The organism is Streptomyces sp. HUAS 15-9, assembly GCF_025642155.1.
Lineage (GTDB): Bacteria > Actinomycetota > Actinomycetes > Streptomycetales > Streptomycetaceae > Streptomyces.
Map to the genome: position 1 here is coordinate 4,472,988 of NZ_CP106798.1, position 17,742 is coordinate 4,490,729.

A 17,742-nucleotide genomic window follows, 5' to 3' on the forward strand; every position below is an offset into this window, starting at 1 on the left:
GCTCCGCTCGCGCTCTTTCATGACGTGGTACTACTTCCGCAGCTCGATGACGGTCTTGCCGATGCGGATCGGCGCGCCCAGCGGGATCGGTGTGGGGGTCGTCAGCCGGGACCGGTCCAGGTATGTGCCGTTGGTGGAGCCGAGGTCCTCGACGATCCACTGACCGTCGCGGTCCGGATAGATCCTGGCATGGCGGCTGGAGGCGTAGTCGTCGTCCAGCACGATCGTTGAGTCGTGTGCGCGGCCCAGGGTAATGGTCTGGCCCTGGAGTGCCACCGTCGTGCCCGTGAGGGTGCCCTCGGAGACGACCAGTTTGGTCGGGGCGTTGCGGCGCTGACGGCCGCCGGCCTGCTGGCCGCGCTGCTGCGGGGGCGCGGCCTGCTGCTGCCGTGCGGCCTGCTGCGGCCGTGCCGCCTCCCTGCGCGATCCGCGCTGGGTGACGCGCGTACCGAACAGGTCGCTGCGGATGACCTGCACGGCCACGATCACGAACAGCCACAGTACGGCCAGGAAACCCAGCCGCATGACCGTGAGGGTCAGCTCTGACATTGCCCCCGCTTCACCCTTCGGCTTGCCGGTAAATGATGGTGGTGCTGCCCACGACGATCCGCGAGCCGTCGCGGAGCGTAGCGCGGGTGGTGTGCTGCCCGTCCACCACGATGCCGTTGGTGGACCCGAGATCCTGGATCGTCGAGGGCGTTCCGGTCCGGATCTCACAGTGCCGGCGGGAGACGCCGGGGTCGTCGATCCGCACGTCGGCTTCGGTGCTGCGGCCCAGCACCAGCGTCGGGCGGGAGATCTGATGGCGGGCGCCGTTGATCTCGATCCAGTAGCGGGTGCGGCCGCCGCTCGCGTGAGCGGCCGGGGGCCGCTGGGCGGCGGGCTGCGGGTATCCGTAGCCGCCAGGCCGGCCGCCGGGCGGCGGCGCGGACGGCATGGGCGGGGCTCCCGCGGGCGCGGCGGCCGGCGGGTAGCCGTAGCCGCCCGGGGCGCCCTGGCCGGGCCTGCCGGCCGGCGGGGCCTGCTGGCTGCTGGAGGAGGCGAGGGTCCGGCTGCGCACCCGGTACAGACCGGTGTCCAGGTCGTCCGCCTTCTCCAGGTTGACCTTGATCGGCCCCATGAAGGTGTAGCGCTGCTGCTTCGCGTAGTCACGCACCATTCCGGCGAGCTCGTCCCCGAGCTGGCCGGAGTAGGGGCTGAGGCGCTCGTGGTCCGGCGCGCTCAGTTCCACGATGAAGTCGTTGGGGACGACGGTCCGGTCACGGTTCCAGATGGTCGCGTTGTTGTCGCACTCCCGCTGGAGCGCTCCGGCGATCTCGACGGGCTGGACCTCGGACTTGAACACCTTGGCGAAGGTGCCGTTGACCAGACCTTCGAGACGCTGCTCGAACTTCTTCAGGACTCCCATGGGGCACCTCCTCCGTCGCTGTTTCCCTACTGCCTTGCCTGGTACTGCTTACTGATCGTATCCACGCGCCCGGCAAACAGCCGGTTCCCCGCGTGGGCCCCCTTCGAACTCTCTCTGTCAAGGATCGTAGAGGCGGGCCACGACCAGTGTCCCGCACCTGACTGTGGACCCGGTCCGCCTCCTGGGGGGATGACGGGGACCGGTACGAGGTTGATACGTGAACCGGTCCTGCCTGATACCTGGTCCAGGGTGCCTGTCCGGGGCCCGATAAGGGATGTGAACCCACCCTGTCCGACGTGCTAATGTTCTGGATGTCGGAAGGGGCCGGACCGCAAGGGACGGGGCCGGAAGGCACACCCAATGCGCGGGTGGCGGAATAGGCAGACGCGCTGGATTCAGGTTCCAGTGCCCGCAAGGGCGTGGGGGTTCAACTCCCCCCTCGCGCACAGTGGCAAGGGCCCATCGTGATCACGGTGGGCCCTTTGTCGTGTTTGCGTGGTATTTCACAATGTGACGAGTCTCTCAGGTTCGCGGGGGCGTGCGGACAACTTGTCCGCGGGGTCCTGTCCTTCGTCATCCCGCCCCCTACTTCGTCATCATGTCTCCGTCCTTCATCATCACCGGGTCGCCCGGCCCGGGATTTCCACAGCCGTGGAGTTGTCCACAGGGTCTGACGCGTTTCGGTCACCGGTTGTACGGTCTGCACGAGTTGATGTTCGGGCGAGTGCGTGTGTGGACGCGGGGGAGGCGGTCGCGGTGACCGAGGCCGGAGCGGCAGTGGGGGAGTTGGCGCGGGCGCGGGGGCGGCTGCCCCGGGTGCGTGGATTCGCCCAGTGGCCGTCGCAGGGTTCGCCCAGGGAGCAGGGCAAGGCGCTGCGTACGAGCGTTCCGCGCCGCACGCACAGCGCCCTGGACCTGGACGGCTCGCGGCCCGACGCGGTGAGCGCGGTGGAGGAGTCCAACCGGGGCCGTATCCCCGGGCTCACGCCGATACGGGTGGGCAGGATGGCCGCCACCCCCTTCGCTTTCCTGCGCGGCTCGGCCGGCCTCATGGCGTACGACCTCGCGCGCACCCCCATGACCCGGATAGGCACCCAGATCTGCGGCGACGCGCACGCGGCCAACTTCGGTCTGTACGGCGACGCCCGCGGCGGCCTGGTCATCGATCTGAACGACTTCGACGAGACCGTGCACGGCCCCTGGGAGTGGGACCTCAAGCGGCTCGCCACCTCGCTGGTGCTGGCCGGCCGGGAGGTGGGTGCCGACGAGGACATGTGCCGCAAGGCGGCGGGTGACGCGGTGGGGGCGTACCGGCGCACCATGCGGCTGCTCGCCAAGCTGTCGGTGCTGGACGCCTGGAACGCCATCGCGGACGAGGAGCTCGTCTCGTACACCGACGCCCATGACCTGCTCGGGACGTTGGAGCGGGTCTCGGAGAAGGCGCGGGCCAACACCAGCGGGCGGTTCGCGGCGAAGTCGACCGAGGCCGCCGAGGACGGGGGCCGCCGTTTCGTCGACGCCCCGCCGGTGCTGCGGCGCGTGGAGGACGCGGAGGCAGCGGCGGTGGCCGCGTCCCTGGAACCTTATGCGGAGACGCTCTCGGAGGACCGGCTGCCGCTCCTGGCCCGGCACGCGGTGCACGACGTGGCGTTCCGGGTGGTCGGCACGGGCAGCGTGGGCACGCGCTCGTATGTCGTGCTGCTCTTGGACCACCGCGGTGAACCGCTGGTCCTCCAGGTGAAGGAGGCCCGCCCGTCGGCGCTGGTCCCGCATCTGGCGACGGCCGGCTTCGACGCGGCGCCCGTCGGCCACGAGGGCCGCCGGGTGGTGCTGGGCCAGAAGCGCATGCAGGTGGTCAGCGACATCCTGCTGGGCTGGACGACGGTCGACGGCCGGCCCTTCCAGGTCCGTCAGTTCCGCAACCGCAAGGGCAGCGTCGACCCGGCGGCCCTGTCCGCCGACCAGATGGACGACTACGGCCGGATGACCGGCGCCCTGCTGGCCCGCGCCCACGCCCACAGCGCCGACCCCCGCCTGATAGCCGGATACTGCGGCAAGAACGAGGAACTGGACGAGGCCATAGCCGGGTTCTCGGTCGCCTACGCCGACCGTACGGAGGCGGACCACGCGGACCTGGTGACGGCGGTGCGGTCGGGGCGGGTCGCGGCCGAGATGGGGGTGTGACGGCTCCGGGGAGGGGAGGGCCGGTCGCGCGGTGCGGTACGGCGGGCCGGGCGGCGCCGGGGGTGAGGGGTTTCGGCCGTGGCCTACGCTGGTCGGGTGACGACCCCGGAAGCTGATCAGTCCCAGGCACCGCGGCCCGAGGAGCGGCTGGAGCGGGCCGTGCGGGCCGCCGAGCAGGCCTTGATCGACTATGAGATCGCGGTGGAGACCTTCCGCGTCGAGGTCGAGAACTTCTCCCGGCTGCACGACCAGAAGCTCGGTCCGATGTACACCCGGCTGGAGGAGCTGGACGCCCGGATCGCCGAGGCGAAGGCCGCCCGCACCGGCGACCCGGAGGACATCCGGCTCGCCGAGGAGGCCCGGGCCCGGGTCATGCCGATTCCCGGCGTCGAGGAGCTGCTGAACGGCTGGATGGACGGCTACGGCCTGTTCCCGGAGGCGTCGGCGATGCTCACGGACCAGGCGGTACGGCCTCCGCAGCGGGTGCGCCCGAGCGAGGAGGCCCGCAAGCTCTACCGCGAGCTGGCCCGCAAGGCCCACCCCGATCTGGCGCAGGAGGAGGACGAGCGCACTCGGCGCGAGGAGTTCATCACCCGCGTCAACGCCGCCTACGCCCGCGGCGACGAGGCGCTGCTGCGCGAGCTGGCCGAGGAGTGGGCCGCGGGGCCGGTCCCCGCCGAGCCGGGTCCGAGCCACAGCGAGGAGCTCTACGCCCGCCTCGAATGGCTGGCTCAGCGCAAGGAACTCCTCACCCTGATCGCCCGGGAACTGGAGGACACCGCTATCGCGGCGATGCTCCGCCTGGCCCCGGACGACCCCGATGCCCTCCTGGAAGAGATCGCCGAGAAGCTCCGCGCCGACGTGGCGGAGCGGGAGGCGGAGCTGGCGGGGCTGCTGGGGCAGGAGTAGCGCGGCCCGACCGAGGTGTGCGTTCGGGTAGCGTCGGACGCATGAGTTTCGCAGCGCGTGTGCCCACGGTCGGGGTCGTGGACCTCGAGGACAGCGACTTCCTGCTGGACGTCCGCGAGGACGACGAGTGGCGGGCCGGCCATGCCGAGGGGGCGCTGCACATCCCCATCAGCGAGTTCGTGGCCCGCTACGGCGAGCTGACCGAGGCGGCTCCACAGGACGGCCGGGTCCATGTGATCTGCCGGTCCGGCGCCCGCTCGGCCCAGGTCACGATGTATCTGGTCCAGCAGGGCATCGACGCCGTGAACGTCGACGGCGGCATGCAGGTCTGGCAGGCGGCCGGCCGCCCGGTCGTCACCGACGCGGGACAGCCGGGCTTCGTCCTCTAGATCACAGATCCCGGGGGTAGATCACGGACCCCGCTCCAGATCACAGACTCCCGGGACGTAGGTCAGCCCAGGGGGTGCGCCGCCAGCAGGTCTCCCAGCGCCTCCTCGTGCGCCGCGGCCGGGCCGAGCGCCAGCTCCAGGTGCTTGGCCCAGGCGTGGTAGCGGTGCAGGGCGTACTCGGTGTCGGCGCCGAACCCGCCGTGCAGGTGCTGAGCGGTCTGCACCACCCGTCGTACGCCCTCCGCGGCCCAGATCTTGGCCACGGCGACGTCCGCGGAGGCGGGCAGTACGCCCGGTGCCCCGGAGCCGATCCGCCAGGCGGCCTGCCACAGGGTGGCCTCCATGGCGCGCAGGTCGACATAGCGGTCGGCTGCCTGGACGGCGACGGCCTGGAAGGTCGCGATCGGGTGCCCGAACTGTTCCCGCTTGCCGGTGTACTCGCTGGTCATCCTCAGCACCCGCTCGCCCAGCCCGAGCGCCAGCGCGCATGTCCCCGTGACCAGCAGTTCCCGCAGCCGCTCCCACGCCCCGTCGGCCTCGACGACGTCCCGGGCGGTGATCCGCGCGGACTCCAGGCGCAGCTCGCCCAGCCGCTCCCCGCTGGTGGAGACCTGCTCGGCGAGGGCGACGCCGGCGTGCTCGCGGGGCACCAGCGCGAGGACGGTGCGGTCGGCGTCGGTGTGCGCGGGTACGACGACGAGGTCGGCGTCGTACGCCCACGGCACGGCCGTCTGCATCCCGTCCAGCACCCACACGTCACCGTCGCGCCGTGCGGTCACGGCGAGTTCGGCCGGGTCGTGGCCGGTGCGGCCGTTCGCGGCGACGGTCAGCACCAGCTCACCGCGCCCGGCACGGGGCAGCAGTGCGGCCGCCAACTCCTTGCCGCCGTAGGCCTGTACGGCGGCCGTGGCCGCGCTGCTCTCCAGCAGCGGCACCCGCCCGAGCACCTTCCCGGACTCCCGCAGCACCAGGCACAGCGCGATGGCGTCCAGGCCCGCCCCGCCGTACTCCGCGTCGAACAGCAGGCTCAGCAGGTCCGCGTCGGCGAGCCTGGCCCACAGCGCCCGGTCGAAGCCCTCGGCCACGGCACCGGTGGTGAGCGCCGGGCTCGGCACCGCGTCCGGCGCCACCCCGGCGAACACTCCCCGGGCCGCCTCGGCCGCCGCCAACTGCTCCTCGGTGAAGGTGAAGTCCACGGTCCTGTCCTCCCGGCGGATCCGTTGATCTGACGGTCCGTCAAGATAGAACAGGTTCTAGAAGAAGGGAACGGTGAGGGAGGCAGAGGGACGGTGAGGGAGGCAAGGGACCGGCGGGGGCGCCGGTCCGGCCTCAGCGGTCGAAGTCCAGTTCCACCTGCTCCGTCACCGGATGCGACTGGCAGGCCAGCACATACCCCGCCTCCGTCTCCTCCGCCTCCAGCGCGAAGTTGCGGTCCATGCGCACCTCGCCCGAGACCAGGAAGGCCCGGCACGTCCCGCACACCCCGCCTTTGCAGGCATAGGGGGCATCGGGCCGGTTGCGCAGCACCGCCTCCAGCAGCGACTCGCCGTCCCGCACCGGCCAGGTCCCGCCACGCCCGTCGAGCCGGGCGGTCACGGTGCTGTGCGCGGGGGCCGAAGCGGTCGTCGCGGAGGCCGCGCCGGCGTCCACGTGGAAGATCTCCTCGTGGATCCGGGCCCGGTCCACACCGAGCTCGCGCAGCGCCCGTTCCGCGCCCTGCACCAGCCCGAACGGCCCGCACAGGAACCACCCCGCCACACCGTCCACCGGCAGCAGCGCGGGCAGCAGCCCGGCCAGCCGCTCCTGGTCCAGGCGCCCGGACGGCAGACCGGCCTGCTGCTCCTCGCGGGAGAGCACCGTCACCAGCTGCAGCCGCTCGGGGTAGCGGTCCTTCAGGTCGGCGACCTCCTCCAGGAACATCGTGGAGGCGGCCGTCCGGTCGCTGCGTATCAGACAGAACCGGGCCGAGGGCTCGCGCGCAAGGAGCGTCGAGGCGATCGACAGCACCGGGGTGATGCCGCTGCCGCCGACGATCGCGGCGTACAGACCGAGTGCGGGCTCCAGCGTGAAGCGTCCTGCCGGGGTCATCACCTCCAGCTCGTCCCCGACGTTCACCTCCTTCAGCGCGTACGACGAGAAGGCGCCGCCGTCGACCAGCCGCACCCCGACCCGCAGGGTGCTCGGGCCCTCGGTGCCGGGGGCCGGGGAGCAGATCGAGTAGGTCCGCCGGATCTCCGTGCCGTCGACGACCCGGCGCAGGGCGAGGTGTTGGCCCGGCGCGTGCCGGTACTGCTCGCGCAGCTCGGGCGGGACGGTGAGGGTCAGCGCCACGGAGTCGTCGGTGAGCCGGTCGACCGCGGCCACCGGGAGCGGGTGGAAGCGGGCCATCACAACTCCTTGAAGTGGTCGAACGGTTCACGGCAGTCGCGGCAACGCCGCAGTGCCTTGCACGCGGTGGAGGAGAACCGGCTGAGCAGCTCGGTGTCGGCGGATCCGCAGTGCGGACAGCGGACGGGGTCGGATGCGTCGGCCTCGGTGCGGGTCGGGCCGAGTGCGAGCGCGACCGGTCCGGCCTCGTGCCGCTCGCGCGGGGGAGCTATGCCGAACTCCCGCAGCTTGCGCCGCCCTTCGTCCGAGATGTCGTCCGTCGACCAGGCGGGCGTCAGCACGGTGCGGACGGTGACCTCCCGCACGCCGTGCTCGTGCAGCACCCGCTCTATGTCCAGGGACATCGCCTCGACGGCCGGGCAGCCGGTGTAGGTCGGGGTCAGCTCGACCTCCACCGCGCCGGTGTCGCGCAGGTGCACCGCGCGCACCACACCCAGCTCCTGAAGGCTGAGCACGGGCAGTTCGGGGTCGGGCACCGAACCGGCGAGCTCCAGGAGTTCCGCCTCCAGCGCGGTCGTCGTCACCATGACGCCCCCGGGTGGCTGCGGTGCAGATGCTGCATCTCGGCGAGCATCCGCCCGAAGGGTTCGGTGTGCAGGCCCTGCCGGCCGGCGCCCGCCGACCACGCCCCGGTCCGCGGCCCCTCGGGCACGGCCAGGGTGGCCCGGCCGAGCACGGCGCCGACGGACTTCAGCCAGTCGGCCTCCATGCCCGCCCAGTCGGCGTCCAGGCCCTCCACCGGCTGGAACATCTCCCCGGTGAAGCGCCACAGAGCGTCGCACGCCCGCCGCATCCGCTCATGGCTGACGTCCGTGCCGTCCCCGAGCCGCAGCGTCCACTGCTCGGCGTGGTCGCGGTGGTAGGCGACCTCCTTGACGGCCTTGGCGGCGAGCGGTGCGAACGGGCCGTCGCCGGCTGCCAGTTGGGCGTAGAGCAGATGCTGGTAGGTGGAGAAGTACAGCTGGCGGACGATCGTGTGCGCGAAGTCGCCGTTGGGCTGCTCGACCAGCTGGAGGTTGCGGAAGGCGCGCTCCTCGCGCAGATACGCGAGCTCGTCCTCGTCGCCCACCATGGACAGCAGCACCCGGGCCTGGCCGAGCAGGTCCAGCGCGATGTTGGCGAGGGCGACCTCCTCCTCCAGGGCGGGGGCGTGGCCCGCCCACTCCCCCAGCCGGTGCGAGAGCACCAGCGCGTCGTCGCCCAGGGCCAGGGCGGCGGACCTCGCGGTCACGGGGGTCTCGGGTGCCGGGGTCACAGGTGCTTCACCCCTTCCGGGATCTCGTAGAAGGTCGGGTGCCGGTAGGGCTTGTCGGCGGCGGGCTCGAAGAAGGGGTCCTTCTCGTCCGGCGAGGACGCGGTGATCGCGGTCGCCGGGACGACCCAGATCGAGACGCCCTCGCCGCGTCGGGTGTACAGGTCACGGGCGTTGCGCAGGGCGAACTCGGCGTCCGGCGCGTGCAGGCTGCCGGCGTGGGTGTGGGACAGTCCGCGGCGCGAGCGCACGAAGACCTCCCACAGGGGCCAGTCGGTGTTGGTCATGCCTGCGCTCCTCCAGTCCCGCCGGGCCGTGTCCCGGCGGTGTGCTTGGCCGCGTGGGCCGCGGCGGCCTCCCTTACCCATGCGCCCTCGTCGTGTGCCCGCCGGCGCTGGGTGATGCGCTGCTCGTTGCACGGGCCGTTGCCCTTGAGGACCTCCCAGAACTCCGACCAGTCGATCGTGCCGAAGTCGTGGTGCCCGTGCTCCTCGTTCCACCGCAGGTCCGGGTCGGGGAGCGTGAGGCCCAGCGACTCGGCCTGGGGGACGCAGATGTCCACGAACCGCTGGCGCAGCTCGTCGTTCGAATGGCGCTTGATCTTCCAGGCCATCGACTGCGCGGAGTGCTGGGACTCGTCGTCGGGCGGGCCGAACATCATCAGGGACGGCCACCACCAGCGGTCCACCGCGTCCTGCGCCATCGCGTGCTGCTCCGGCGTGCCCCGGCTCAGGGCGTGCAGCAACTCGTAGCCCTGGCGCTGGTGGAAGGACTCCTCCTTGCAGATGCGGACCATCGCGCGCGCGTACGGGCCGTACGAGCAGCGGCACAGGGGTACCTGGTTGGTGATTGCGGCGCCGTCCACCAGCCAGCCGATCGCGCCGACGTCCGCCCAGGTCAGGGTGGGGTAGTTGAAGATCGAGGAGTACTTCTGGCGGCCGCTGTGCAGCTTGTCGAGGAGTTCCTCGCGGCTGGTGCCGAGGGTCTCCGCGGCGCTGTAGAGATACAGGCCGTGGCCCGCCTCGTCCTGGACCTTGGCCATGAGGATGGCCTTGCGGCGCAGCGAGGGTGCGCGCGTGATCCAGTTGGCCTCCGGCTGCATGCCGATGATCTCGGAGTGGGCGTGCTGGGCGATCTGCCGGATCAGCGTCGCGCGGTAGGCATCGGGCATCCAGTCCCGTGGCTCGATGCGCTCGTCCGCGGCCACGGCGGCGTCGAACGTGCGCTCGTACACCGCCGTGTCGACGGTGCCCTGGGCGCCGGACGCCGGTGAACGCGACGTACTCTGCGCGGCTGCTGTGGCCATGCGGTCCCCCTGACCTCGGGCTCTGACGGAGTGCTCTCCCGACCGATCGTTCGGTCCGTGCGTCTCAATGGTGAAGCGAGCGCCGTGAGGTGTCAACCGCTGTGGACAACCGCCCCGGCGGCCTGTGGACAACTTGCGGTCCTGCTGTGGAGGCGGCGTGCGGTGGGCCGTACGACCTCCTGCGACCTGCTGTGATGGCTGCGGCGGACCGTCCGTGGCGGGTGTGGGCGCGGGGACCGGGTCGGCGTTGGAGCGGTGACGCGGTGTCGGTGGAGTGGCGACGGCCACGTGCTCGGGTGCCTTTACGGGGCTGTGCCCGGCGGGTGGGGCTGAGTACCGTTCCGTGCGAACGCCGAGGAACGGTGTTCGCGGACCATGCGGCGCCCGGCGGGGACGGGGCGGCCGGACGACTGAGCGGGATCGGGGAACGGGGCGGAATGGACGCGTACGACGGAGACTCGAAGGCCCCGCACGGGCCGGACGGGTTGCGCGGGGCGCGTCGACCCGGGACGTCCGGTGCCGCCGGGGAGCTCCGTGAGGACGGCGAGCCTCTGGAGACCGGTGAGGCCAGTGGGGTCGATGGGGCTCATGAGACCGCCGACGAGCCCGAGGCCGATGGTGCCGACGACCCCCGCCCAGCGGACTCGCCCGAAGCCCCCGGCCCCCACTTCCCGGCCCCGTCCATAGCCCCTGACACCCTGCCCCGGGCCGAGACCACGGAGACCGCACCTGCGGACCCCCGGCCCCCGGCCATGGCCCCACCCCCGACCCCATCCCCATCCCCCCGATCTCCGTCACCCCGGCACCACCCCGCACCGGAGTCGCCGCCCTCTCCCCCCGCTATCAGATCGGCGCGGCCCTGGCGCTCGCGGTCGTCGCGGTTGTCGCCTGTGTGCACCTCGGGATGGTGTTTCTGCACGTCGCGCCGGCGAACACGGCGACGAAGCAGCACGGCAAGGCGATCGAGGAGTGGATCTACCCGGAGTTCGAGCAGAACTGGAAGCTGTTCGCGCCGAACCCGCTGCAGCAGGACATCGCGGTCCAGACGCGGGCCCAGGTGGTCCTGCCCGACGGCAGCATGACGACCACCGGCTGGTACGACCTGTCCGCGCTGGACGGCGCCGCCATCAAGGGGAATCCGCTGCCCAGCCACACCGAGCAGAACGAGCTGCGCCGGGCGTGGGACTTCTTCACCGCCACGCACGACGCCGAGAACAGGCCGGTGGGCCTGCGCGGGTCGCTCTCCGAGCAGTACATGCGCCGGATCGTGGTGATGCGCCTGTACCGGGAGGACCCGGCGAGTCGGAAGGGCACGGTGCACAGCGTGCAGGTCCGTTCGGAGACCACCAATGTGCCCCCGCCCGGGTGGAGCCATGAGCAGGTCTCCGACAAGCCGGTGGACCGCGTGCTGCCGTGGTGGACGGTCACGGACGACGAGGCCGCCAGGGGTGTGAAGTGAACCGTCTCTTCGTGTCCGCCTCCCGCGGCATCGCCAAGGTCACCGGATCCGCCCTCGGTCCCCACCAGAGCGCCGTGATCCGCATCGGCTTCGCGGGGACCTGGCTGCTGTTCCTGCTGCGCGAGTTCCCCCACCGTCAGGAGCTCTACGGCCCCGACGGCCCGTGGAGCTGGGACCTCGCCCAGCAGCTGACGCGGGACAACCACGCCTTCACCGCCCTGATGTGGTCCGACGGGCAGGCCTGGTTCGAGACCTTCTATCTGCTGGCCGTCGTGTCGAGCGCCCTGCTGCTCGTGGGCTGGCGCACCCGCACGATGTCCGTGCTGTTCATGCTCGGGGTGCTCTCGCTGCAGAACCGCAGCGTCTTCATGGGCGACGGCGGCGACAACGTGCTGCACCTGATGTCCATCTATCTGGTGTTCACGCGCTGCGGCCAGGTGTGGTCCCTGGACGCGCGCCGAGCGGTGCGCACGGAGGCGGCACGCGCGCGTGGGGAGCGGGTCACCGACCGGGTGGGACCGGTCCTGTGGGTGGTGCTCGGGCTGGTGCTCAGCGGGGTGACCGTGGTGGACCGCCTCGGCGGCGGCCGGCTGGTGCCCGTGCTCCTGTGGACGGCGTGGGCGGCGCTGGGCCTGTGGTGGCTGGTCGGGCGCCTCACCCCGCAGGGCGAGCCCCGGATCCTGCTGGACGTGATCGCCAACGTCCTCCACAACGCCGCCCTGTTCGTGATCATGGCCGAGGCGTGTCTGATCTACGCGACGGCCGGCTGGTACAAGATCCAGGGCTCGCGCTGGCAGGACGGCACCGCGGTCTACTACCCGCTCCACCTCGACTACTTCTCGCCCTGGCCGTCCCTCGCCGGTCTGCTCTCCTCCAGCGGCACGATGGTGATGCTGGTGACGTACGGGACGGTGATCGTGCAGGTCGCCTTCCCGTTCACCGTGTTCAACCGGCGGGTCAAGAACGTCCTGCTGGCCGCGATGATGACCGAGCACGCCGTGATCGCCGTCGTCCTCGGGCTGCCGTTCTTCTCGCTCGCGATGATCGCCACGGACGCCGTCTTCCTGCCGACGACGTTTCTGCGCCGGCTCGGCGGCTGGGCGGCACGCGCGCGTGGGCGAGCGCTCGCCCGTGGGGGCCCCGAGGTGCCGGGGCCCCGCGCCCCGGAGGACGGGGAGCGTCCCCGCGTAGGCTTCACGGCATGACCGACCCTGTGACCCGCTGGCGCGAGCGCGCCGGTTCCGCCGTGCTGCTCGACGGCTTCCACGCCCTCAAGCACGCGGTGCGCTTCGGGGCAGAGGTCCTGGTGGCGGTCACCACGGACCGGCGTGCGGCGCTCGCCCTCGCCGGCGACCTGGCCCCGGACGTGCGGGACACGCTGGACGCGCTGCTGACCGAGGTGCCGGAGCGGACGTACGCCTCGTTCGTGCCGCGACCGCATCCCACCGGCGTGGCCGCCCTGGCCGTACGGCCGTCGCGCGAGGACAATCTGCGGGCCCTCGCCCGTATGCCGCGCACCGCGCCCGTCGTGGTCCTCGACGATCCGCGCAACCTGGGCAACGCCGGGGCCGTGATCCGGCTGGCCGCCGGATTCGGGGCGACCGGGGTCGTCACCACCGGCACGCTGGACCCCTGGCACCCCACCGTGGTGCGTGGCGGGGCGGGGCTGCACTTCGCGACCGCGGTGGAGCGGCTGACGGTGCGAGAGCTGCCGGCCGGGCCGCTGTTCGCGCTCGACCCGGAGGGTGAGGACATCCGGAGTGTGAAGCTGCCGGACGACGCCGTGCTCGCCTTCGGCTCCGAGCGCAGCGGTCTGTCCGCCGAACTGCGCGCGCGGACCGACCACTTGGTGGCACTGCCGATGCGCCCCCAGGTCTCCAGCTACAACCTCGCGACCAGTGTGGCCATGACGCTGTACCACTGGAGCGCCACCGGGGGCGCGTCCCTCGGCTCCTAGGAGCCGCTCAGGACTCCCGGCGGACCTCGACGATCCGGAAGCGGTTCGCCACGAACGCGCCGTCGCAGAGCGCCGCGTTGGCCGCCGGGTTGCCGCCCGAGCCGTGGAAGTCGGAGAAGGCGGCGGTCTGGTTGACGTACACCCCGCCGGTGAGGTTGAGCGACAGCTGGGCGGCCTCCTCCAGGCAGACCTCCTCGATCGCCCGCTCGACGTCGTCGTCGGTCGTGTACGCGCCGACGGTCATCGCGCCCTTCTCACGGACGGTCCGCCGCAGCAGCTCCACGGCGTCGGCCGCCGAGTCGACCGCGACGGCGAAGGAGACGGGGCCGAAGCACTCGCTCATGTAGGCGGCCTCGTCGTCCGGCTTGGCGCCGTCCAGCTTCACGACGACCGGCGTACGGACCACCGCTCCCGGGAACTCCGGGTTGGTGATCTCGCGGGAGGCGAGGGCCACCTCGCCCAGGCCAGCCGCGGCCTCCAGGCGGGCCTTCACGTCCGGGTTGACGATCGCGCCGAGCAGGGCGTTGGCACGCGCGTCGTCGCCGAGCAGACCGTCGACCGCGCGGGCGAGGTCGGCGACCACCTCGTCGAAGGTCTTGGGGCCCTCGTCGGTGCGGATGCCGTCGCGGGGGATCAGCAGGTTCTGCGGGGTGGTGCACATCTGCCCGCTGTACAGGGACAGTGAGAAGGCCAGGTTGGACAGCATGCCCTTGTAGTTGCCGGTCGACTCCACGATCACCGTGTTGACGCCGGCCTTCTCCGTGTAGACCTGCGCCTGGCGGGCAGCGGTCTCCAGCCAGTCGCCGAACGCCGTCGAGCCGGTGTAGTCGATGATCCTGATCTCGGGACGGACCGCGAGCGCCTTGGCGATGCCCTCGCCGGGCCGCTCGGCGGTCAGCGCGACCAGGTTCGCGTCGAAGCCCGCCTCGGCGAGCACGTCGCGGGCGATCCGCACGGTCAGCGCGAGCGGCAGCACCGCGCGCGGGTGCGGCTTGACCAGGACCGCGTTGCCGGTGGCGAGGGAGGCGAACAGGCCCGGGTAGCCGTTCCACGTCGGGAAGGTGTTGCAGCCGATGACCAGCGCGATGCCGCGCGGCACCGGTGTGAACTGCTTGGTCAGCGCGAGCGGGTCGCGCTTGCCCTGGGGCTTGGTCCACTCCGCGGTGTCGGGCGTGCGGACCTGCTCCACGTACGCGTACGCCACCGCCTCCAGGCCGCGGTCCTGCGCGTGCGGGCCGCCCGCCTGGAACGCCATCATGAACGCCTGGCCGCTGGTGTGCATGACCGCGTGCGCGAACTGGTGCGTGCGGTCGCTGATCCGCTTGAGGATCTCCAGACAGACCACCGCGCGCACTTCCGCGCCCGCGTCCCGCCAGGCGCGCTGTCCGGCCTTCATGGCGGGCAGCAGCGTGTCGAGGTCGGCCCGCGGGTAGGTCACGCCCAGCTCGATGCCGTACGGCGACACCTCGCCGCCCACCCAGTCGTCGATGCCGGGCTGGTCGGCCAGGTCGAGGCGGTTGCCCAGGAGGGCCTCGAAGGCGGCCTTGCCGGCTTCCGCGTCCAGACTGCCGTGCTCGCCGTACGCCTTCGGGTGCTCGGGGTGCGGGGACCAGTACGCGCGCGTGCGGATGGCCTCCAGCGCCTGGTCGAGAGTCGGCCGGTGCTTGGCGATCAACTCGTGCGCGGTCAGTTCGGAGGCCATGCGGGACCAACTCCTCGTCTCAAGAGCTCCTCGTCGAGCTCATGACCTGTGCGGAAACAGAGGCGGGAACAGGCGGACAGAGTTAGAGTAACCGAACGATCGGTCGGGACAAGGGGGCCTGCCGCATCTGTGGAAAACCCCGTGCGGGAGGATCGCGCACATGACAGCACTGGACCTCAGCAGCCCCGTGGCCGTCGTGGGAACCGGCACCATGGGCCAGGGCATCGCCCAGGTCGCGCTGGTCGCGGGCCACCCCGTGCGGCTGTACGACGCCCTCCCCGGGCGGGCCCGGGACGCGGCCGAAGCGATCGGCGCCCGCCTCGACCGGCTCGTCGAGAAGGACCGGCTCACCGCCGCCGACCGCGACGCGGCCCGCGCGCGCCTGCTGCCCGCGCAGGACCTGGCCGAACTCGCGGACTGCGCACTGGTCGTGGAGGCAGTCCTGGAGCGGCTGGAGGTCAAGCAGGAGCTCTTTCGCGCGCTGGAGGACATCGTCGCCGACGACTGTCTGCTGGCCACCAACACCTCGTCCCTGTCGGTGACGGCCATCGGCGGCGCCCTGCGCAACGCCTCCCGCCTCGTGGGCCTGCACTTCTTCAACCCGGCCCCGCTGCTGCCGCTGGTCGAGGTCGTCTCCGGGTTCGCCACCGACGTCACGTCGGCCACGCGCGCGTACGAGACCGCCCGTGCCTGGGGCAAGACGCCGGTGGCCTGCGCCGACACCCCCGGCTTCATCGTCAACCGGCTCGCCCGGCCCTTCTACGCCGAGGCCTTCGCCGTCTACGAGTCCCAGGCCGCCGACCCGGCCACCATCGACGCGGTGCTGCGCGAGTCCGGCGGCTTCCGGATGGGCGCCTTCGAGCTGACCGACCTGATCGGACAGGACGTCAACGAGTCCGTCACGCACTCCGTGTGGCAGTCCTTCTTCCAGGACGTCCGCTTCACGCCCTCGCTGGCCCAGCGGCGGCTGGTCGAGTCCGGCCGGCTGGGACGCAAGTCCGGGCACGGCTGGTACGACTACGCCGACGACGCCGAGCGCTCCGAGCCGCACACCGCCGACAAGGCGACACCGCCCGCCTACGTGATCGCCGAGGGCGGTCTGGGCCCGGCGGCCGAACTGCTGACCGTGATCCGCGAGGCGGGCATCCCGGTCCGTGAGGAGGAAGAGGACCACGGCACCCGGCTCGTGCTGCCCAGCGGCGGCACACTGGCGCTGGCCGACGGGCAGACCTCGGTCGAGTTCCGCGACGTCGTCTACTTCGACCTGGCGCTCGACTACCGCAAGGCCACCCGCATCGCCCTGTCCTCCTCGAAGGACACCGCGCCGCAGACCCTGACCGAGGCCGTCGGACTCTTCCAGGCGCTCGGCAAGCAGGTCAGCGTCATCGGCGACGTCCCCGGCATGATCGTCGCCCGCACGGTCGCCCGGATCGTCGACCTGGCGCACGACGCCGTGGCCAAGGGCGTCGCCACCGAGGAGGACATCGACACCGCGATGCGCCTCGGCGTCAACTACCCGCTCGGCCCCTTCGAGTGGAGCCGCAGGCTCGGCCGCGACTTCGCCTACGACCTGCTGGACGACCTGCACCTGCGCGACCCGTCCGGGCGCTATGCGCCGTCCCTCGCGCTCTACCGCCACGCGTACGCCACCGAGAAGCGGGAGGGCACCCCATGACCACCGTCAAGCGCGACACCTACACCCCCGAGTCGCTGCTCTCCGTCGCCGTCCGGGTCTTCAACCAGCGTGGCTACGACGGCACCTCCATGGAGCACCTGTCCAAGGCGGCCGGCATCTCCAAGTCGTCGATCTACCACCATGTCGCCGGCAAGGAGGAACTGCTGCGCCGCGCCGTCAGCCGGGCGCTGGAAGGGCTCTTCGGGATCCTCGACGAGGAGCACGCGCGCGTGGGGCGCCCCGCCGACCGCCTGGAGTACGTCGTTCGGCGCATGGTCGAGGTGCTCATAGCCGAGCTGCCCTATGTGACGCTGCTGCTGCGCGTGCGCGGCAACACCGACACCGAGCGGTGGGCCCTGGAGCGCCGGCGCGACTTCGACCACCGGGTCGCCGAGCTGCTCAAGGCGGCGGCGGCCGACGGGGACGTCCGCGGTGACGTGGAGGTTCGCCTCGCCACCCGGCTGGTGTTCGGGATGATCAACTCGGTGGCCGAGTGGTACCGGCCGGACGCGCGCGGCGCCAGCGGCCGGGAAGTGGCCGACGCCGTGGTGCAGCTGGCCTTCGGAGGCCTGCGCCGGGCCGGATGAGCCGGCAGGTCAGCCCTCGGGCTCCAGGTCCTCCTCCTCGAACACCAGCAGCGTCCGTGTGCTGAGCACCTCCGGGATCGCCTGGAGCCGGGTGAGCACCAGCTCGCGCAGCGCCTTGTTGTCCGGCGTGTGCACCAGCAGCAGCACGTCGAAGTCGCCGCCCACCAGTGCGATGTGGGAGGCGCCCGGCAGCTGTCTGAGCTGCGCGCGCACCGTGCGCCAGGTGTTCTGCACGATCTTCAGGGTGATGTACGCCGACGTGCCCTGCCCCGCGCGCTCATGGTCGACGCGGGCGCGGAAACCGCGGATGACGCCGTCCTCGACGAGACGGTTGATGCGGGCGTAGGCATTGGCGCGGGAGACGTGGACACGCTCGGCGACGGACCGTATCGACGCACGGCCGTCCGCCTGGAGGATCTGCAGGATGTCCCGATCAATGGCGTCCAGCGGGCGCGGGGGCGGCAGGACGACGCCGGCTTCCGGGCCCTCGGCCATTTGTTCAGGTGCCATGTCCCCCCGCCTTCCC

General features: G+C 71.8%; 18 protein-coding genes and 1 tRNA gene. 9 read left to right on the top strand and 10 right to left on the bottom strand.

Annotated features, from left to right (window positions below; all coding sequences use genetic code 11):
- Positions 1-30: 30 nt before the first annotated feature.
- Both N8I87_RS20695 and N8I87_RS20700 read right to left on the bottom strand, forming a co-directional pair.
- Positions 31-549: an FHA domain-containing protein FhaB/FipA gene (locus N8I87_RS20695; RefSeq protein ID WP_263210673.1), complete on the bottom strand. Its 519-nt coding sequence runs from the start codon at positions 547-549 to the stop codon at positions 31-33.
- Positions 550-559: 10 nt separating this feature from the next.
- Entirely contained in the window at positions 560-1,408 is an 849-nt protein-coding gene (locus N8I87_RS20700) for an FHA domain-containing protein (protein WP_263210674.1), read from the bottom strand.
- A gap of 362 nt (positions 1,409-1,770) precedes the next feature.
- Between N8I87_RS20700 and N8I87_RS20705 the strand changes: the two genes are divergently transcribed.
- From N8I87_RS20705 to N8I87_RS20720, 4 genes are all read left to right on the top strand, one after another.
- Positions 1,771-1,854, top strand: a tRNA-Leu gene (locus tag N8I87_RS20705).
- A 310-nt stretch (positions 1,855-2,164) separates the two neighbouring features.
- On the top strand, positions 2,165-3,592 hold the full coding sequence (locus tag N8I87_RS20710) for a DUF2252 domain-containing protein (RefSeq protein ID WP_263210675.1): 1,428 nt from the start codon (positions 2,165-2,167) through the stop codon (positions 3,590-3,592).
- A 96-nt stretch (positions 3,593-3,688) separates the two neighbouring features.
- On the top strand, positions 3,689-4,501 hold the full coding sequence (locus tag N8I87_RS20715; protein ID WP_263210677.1) for a hypothetical protein: 813 nt from the start codon (positions 3,689-3,691) through the stop codon (positions 4,499-4,501).
- Positions 4,502-4,560: 59 nt separating this feature from the next.
- Entirely contained in the window at positions 4,561-4,890 is a 330-nt protein-coding gene (locus N8I87_RS20720) for a rhodanese-like domain-containing protein (protein ID WP_263216567.1), read from the top strand.
- A gap of 62 nt (positions 4,891-4,952) precedes the next feature.
- On the opposite strand, the gene N8I87_RS20725 is transcribed toward N8I87_RS20720, so the two are convergent.
- The 6 genes from N8I87_RS20725 to paaA form a co-directional block, all read right to left on the bottom strand.
- Complete coding sequence (locus N8I87_RS20725; RefSeq protein ID WP_263210678.1) at positions 4,953-6,086, bottom strand: acyl-CoA dehydrogenase family protein; 1,134 nt, start codon at positions 6,084-6,086, stop codon at positions 4,953-4,955.
- Positions 6,087-6,219: 133 nt separating this feature from the next.
- Positions 6,220-7,278, bottom strand: coding sequence for a 2Fe-2S iron-sulfur cluster-binding protein (locus tag N8I87_RS20730; protein ID WP_263210679.1), 1,059 nt, complete (start codon positions 7,276-7,278; stop codon positions 6,220-6,222).
- A complete protein-coding gene (paaD, locus tag N8I87_RS20735) occupies positions 7,278-7,805 on the bottom strand; it encodes a 1,2-phenylacetyl-CoA epoxidase subunit PaaD (RefSeq protein WP_263210680.1) in 528 nt (175 codons plus the stop codon). Before paaD ends, N8I87_RS20730 begins: the two co-directional genes overlap by 1 nt.
- Positions 7,799-8,533, bottom strand: a complete 735-nt coding sequence (paaC, locus tag N8I87_RS20740) for a 1,2-phenylacetyl-CoA epoxidase subunit PaaC (RefSeq protein WP_263210682.1) — start codon at positions 8,531-8,533, stop codon at positions 7,799-7,801. The genes paaD and paaC overlap by 7 nt, the downstream gene beginning before the upstream one ends.
- The gene (paaB, locus tag N8I87_RS20745) at positions 8,530-8,817 is read right to left on the bottom strand and encodes a 1,2-phenylacetyl-CoA epoxidase subunit PaaB (protein WP_263210683.1); all 288 of its coding nucleotides are present in this window, start codon (positions 8,815-8,817) and stop codon (positions 8,530-8,532) included. Before paaB ends, paaC begins: the two co-directional genes overlap by 4 nt.
- Positions 8,814-9,836 carry a 1,2-phenylacetyl-CoA epoxidase subunit PaaA gene (gene paaA / locus N8I87_RS20750; RefSeq protein ID WP_263210684.1) on the bottom strand — a complete coding sequence of 341 codons (1,023 nt, stop codon included), beginning with the start codon at positions 9,834-9,836 and terminating at the stop codon, positions 8,814-8,816. Before paaA ends, paaB begins: the two co-directional genes overlap by 4 nt.
- 904 nt (positions 9,837-10,740) lie before the next feature.
- Between paaA and N8I87_RS20755 the strand changes: the two genes are divergently transcribed.
- The 3 genes from N8I87_RS20755 to N8I87_RS20765 are packed head-to-tail and all read left to right on the top strand — an operon-like array spanning position 10,741 to position 13,252.
- Positions 10,741-11,295: a DUF5819 family protein gene (locus tag N8I87_RS20755; RefSeq protein ID WP_317633483.1), complete on the top strand. Its 555-nt coding sequence runs from the start codon at positions 10,741-10,743 to the stop codon at positions 11,293-11,295.
- On the top strand, positions 11,292-12,500 hold the full coding sequence (locus N8I87_RS20760) for an HTTM domain-containing protein (protein ID WP_263210685.1): 1,209 nt from the start codon (positions 11,292-11,294) through the stop codon (positions 12,498-12,500). Before N8I87_RS20755 ends, N8I87_RS20760 begins: the two co-directional genes overlap by 4 nt.
- Positions 12,497-13,252, top strand: coding sequence for a TrmH family RNA methyltransferase (locus N8I87_RS20765; protein WP_263210686.1), 756 nt, complete (start codon positions 12,497-12,499; stop codon positions 13,250-13,252). The genes N8I87_RS20760 and N8I87_RS20765 overlap by 4 nt, the downstream gene beginning before the upstream one ends.
- Before the next feature lie 7 nt (positions 13,253-13,259).
- On the opposite strand, the gene paaN is transcribed toward N8I87_RS20765, so the two are convergent.
- Positions 13,260-14,954, bottom strand: coding sequence for a phenylacetic acid degradation protein PaaN (paaN, locus tag N8I87_RS20770; RefSeq protein ID WP_263210687.1), 1,695 nt, complete (start codon positions 14,952-14,954; stop codon positions 13,260-13,262).
- A 160-nt stretch (positions 14,955-15,114) separates the two neighbouring features.
- Between paaN and N8I87_RS20775 the strand changes: the two genes are divergently transcribed.
- Together N8I87_RS20775 and N8I87_RS20780 are read left to right on the top strand one after the other, a co-directional pair.
- Entirely contained in the window at positions 15,115-16,629 is a 1,515-nt protein-coding gene (locus tag N8I87_RS20775; protein WP_263210688.1) for a 3-hydroxyacyl-CoA dehydrogenase, read from the top strand.
- On the top strand, positions 16,626-17,216 hold the full coding sequence (locus tag N8I87_RS20780; protein ID WP_263210689.1) for a TetR/AcrR family transcriptional regulator: 591 nt from the start codon (positions 16,626-16,628) through the stop codon (positions 17,214-17,216). The genes N8I87_RS20775 and N8I87_RS20780 overlap by 4 nt, the downstream gene beginning before the upstream one ends.
- A 9-nt stretch (positions 17,217-17,225) precedes the next feature.
- Here the strand turns inward: N8I87_RS20780 and N8I87_RS20785 are convergent, their stop codons facing one another.
- Positions 17,226-17,726: an Lrp/AsnC family transcriptional regulator gene (locus N8I87_RS20785; protein ID WP_411577259.1), complete on the bottom strand. Its 501-nt coding sequence runs from the start codon at positions 17,724-17,726 to the stop codon at positions 17,226-17,228.
- Between the last annotated feature and the right edge of the window lie 16 nt (positions 17,727-17,742).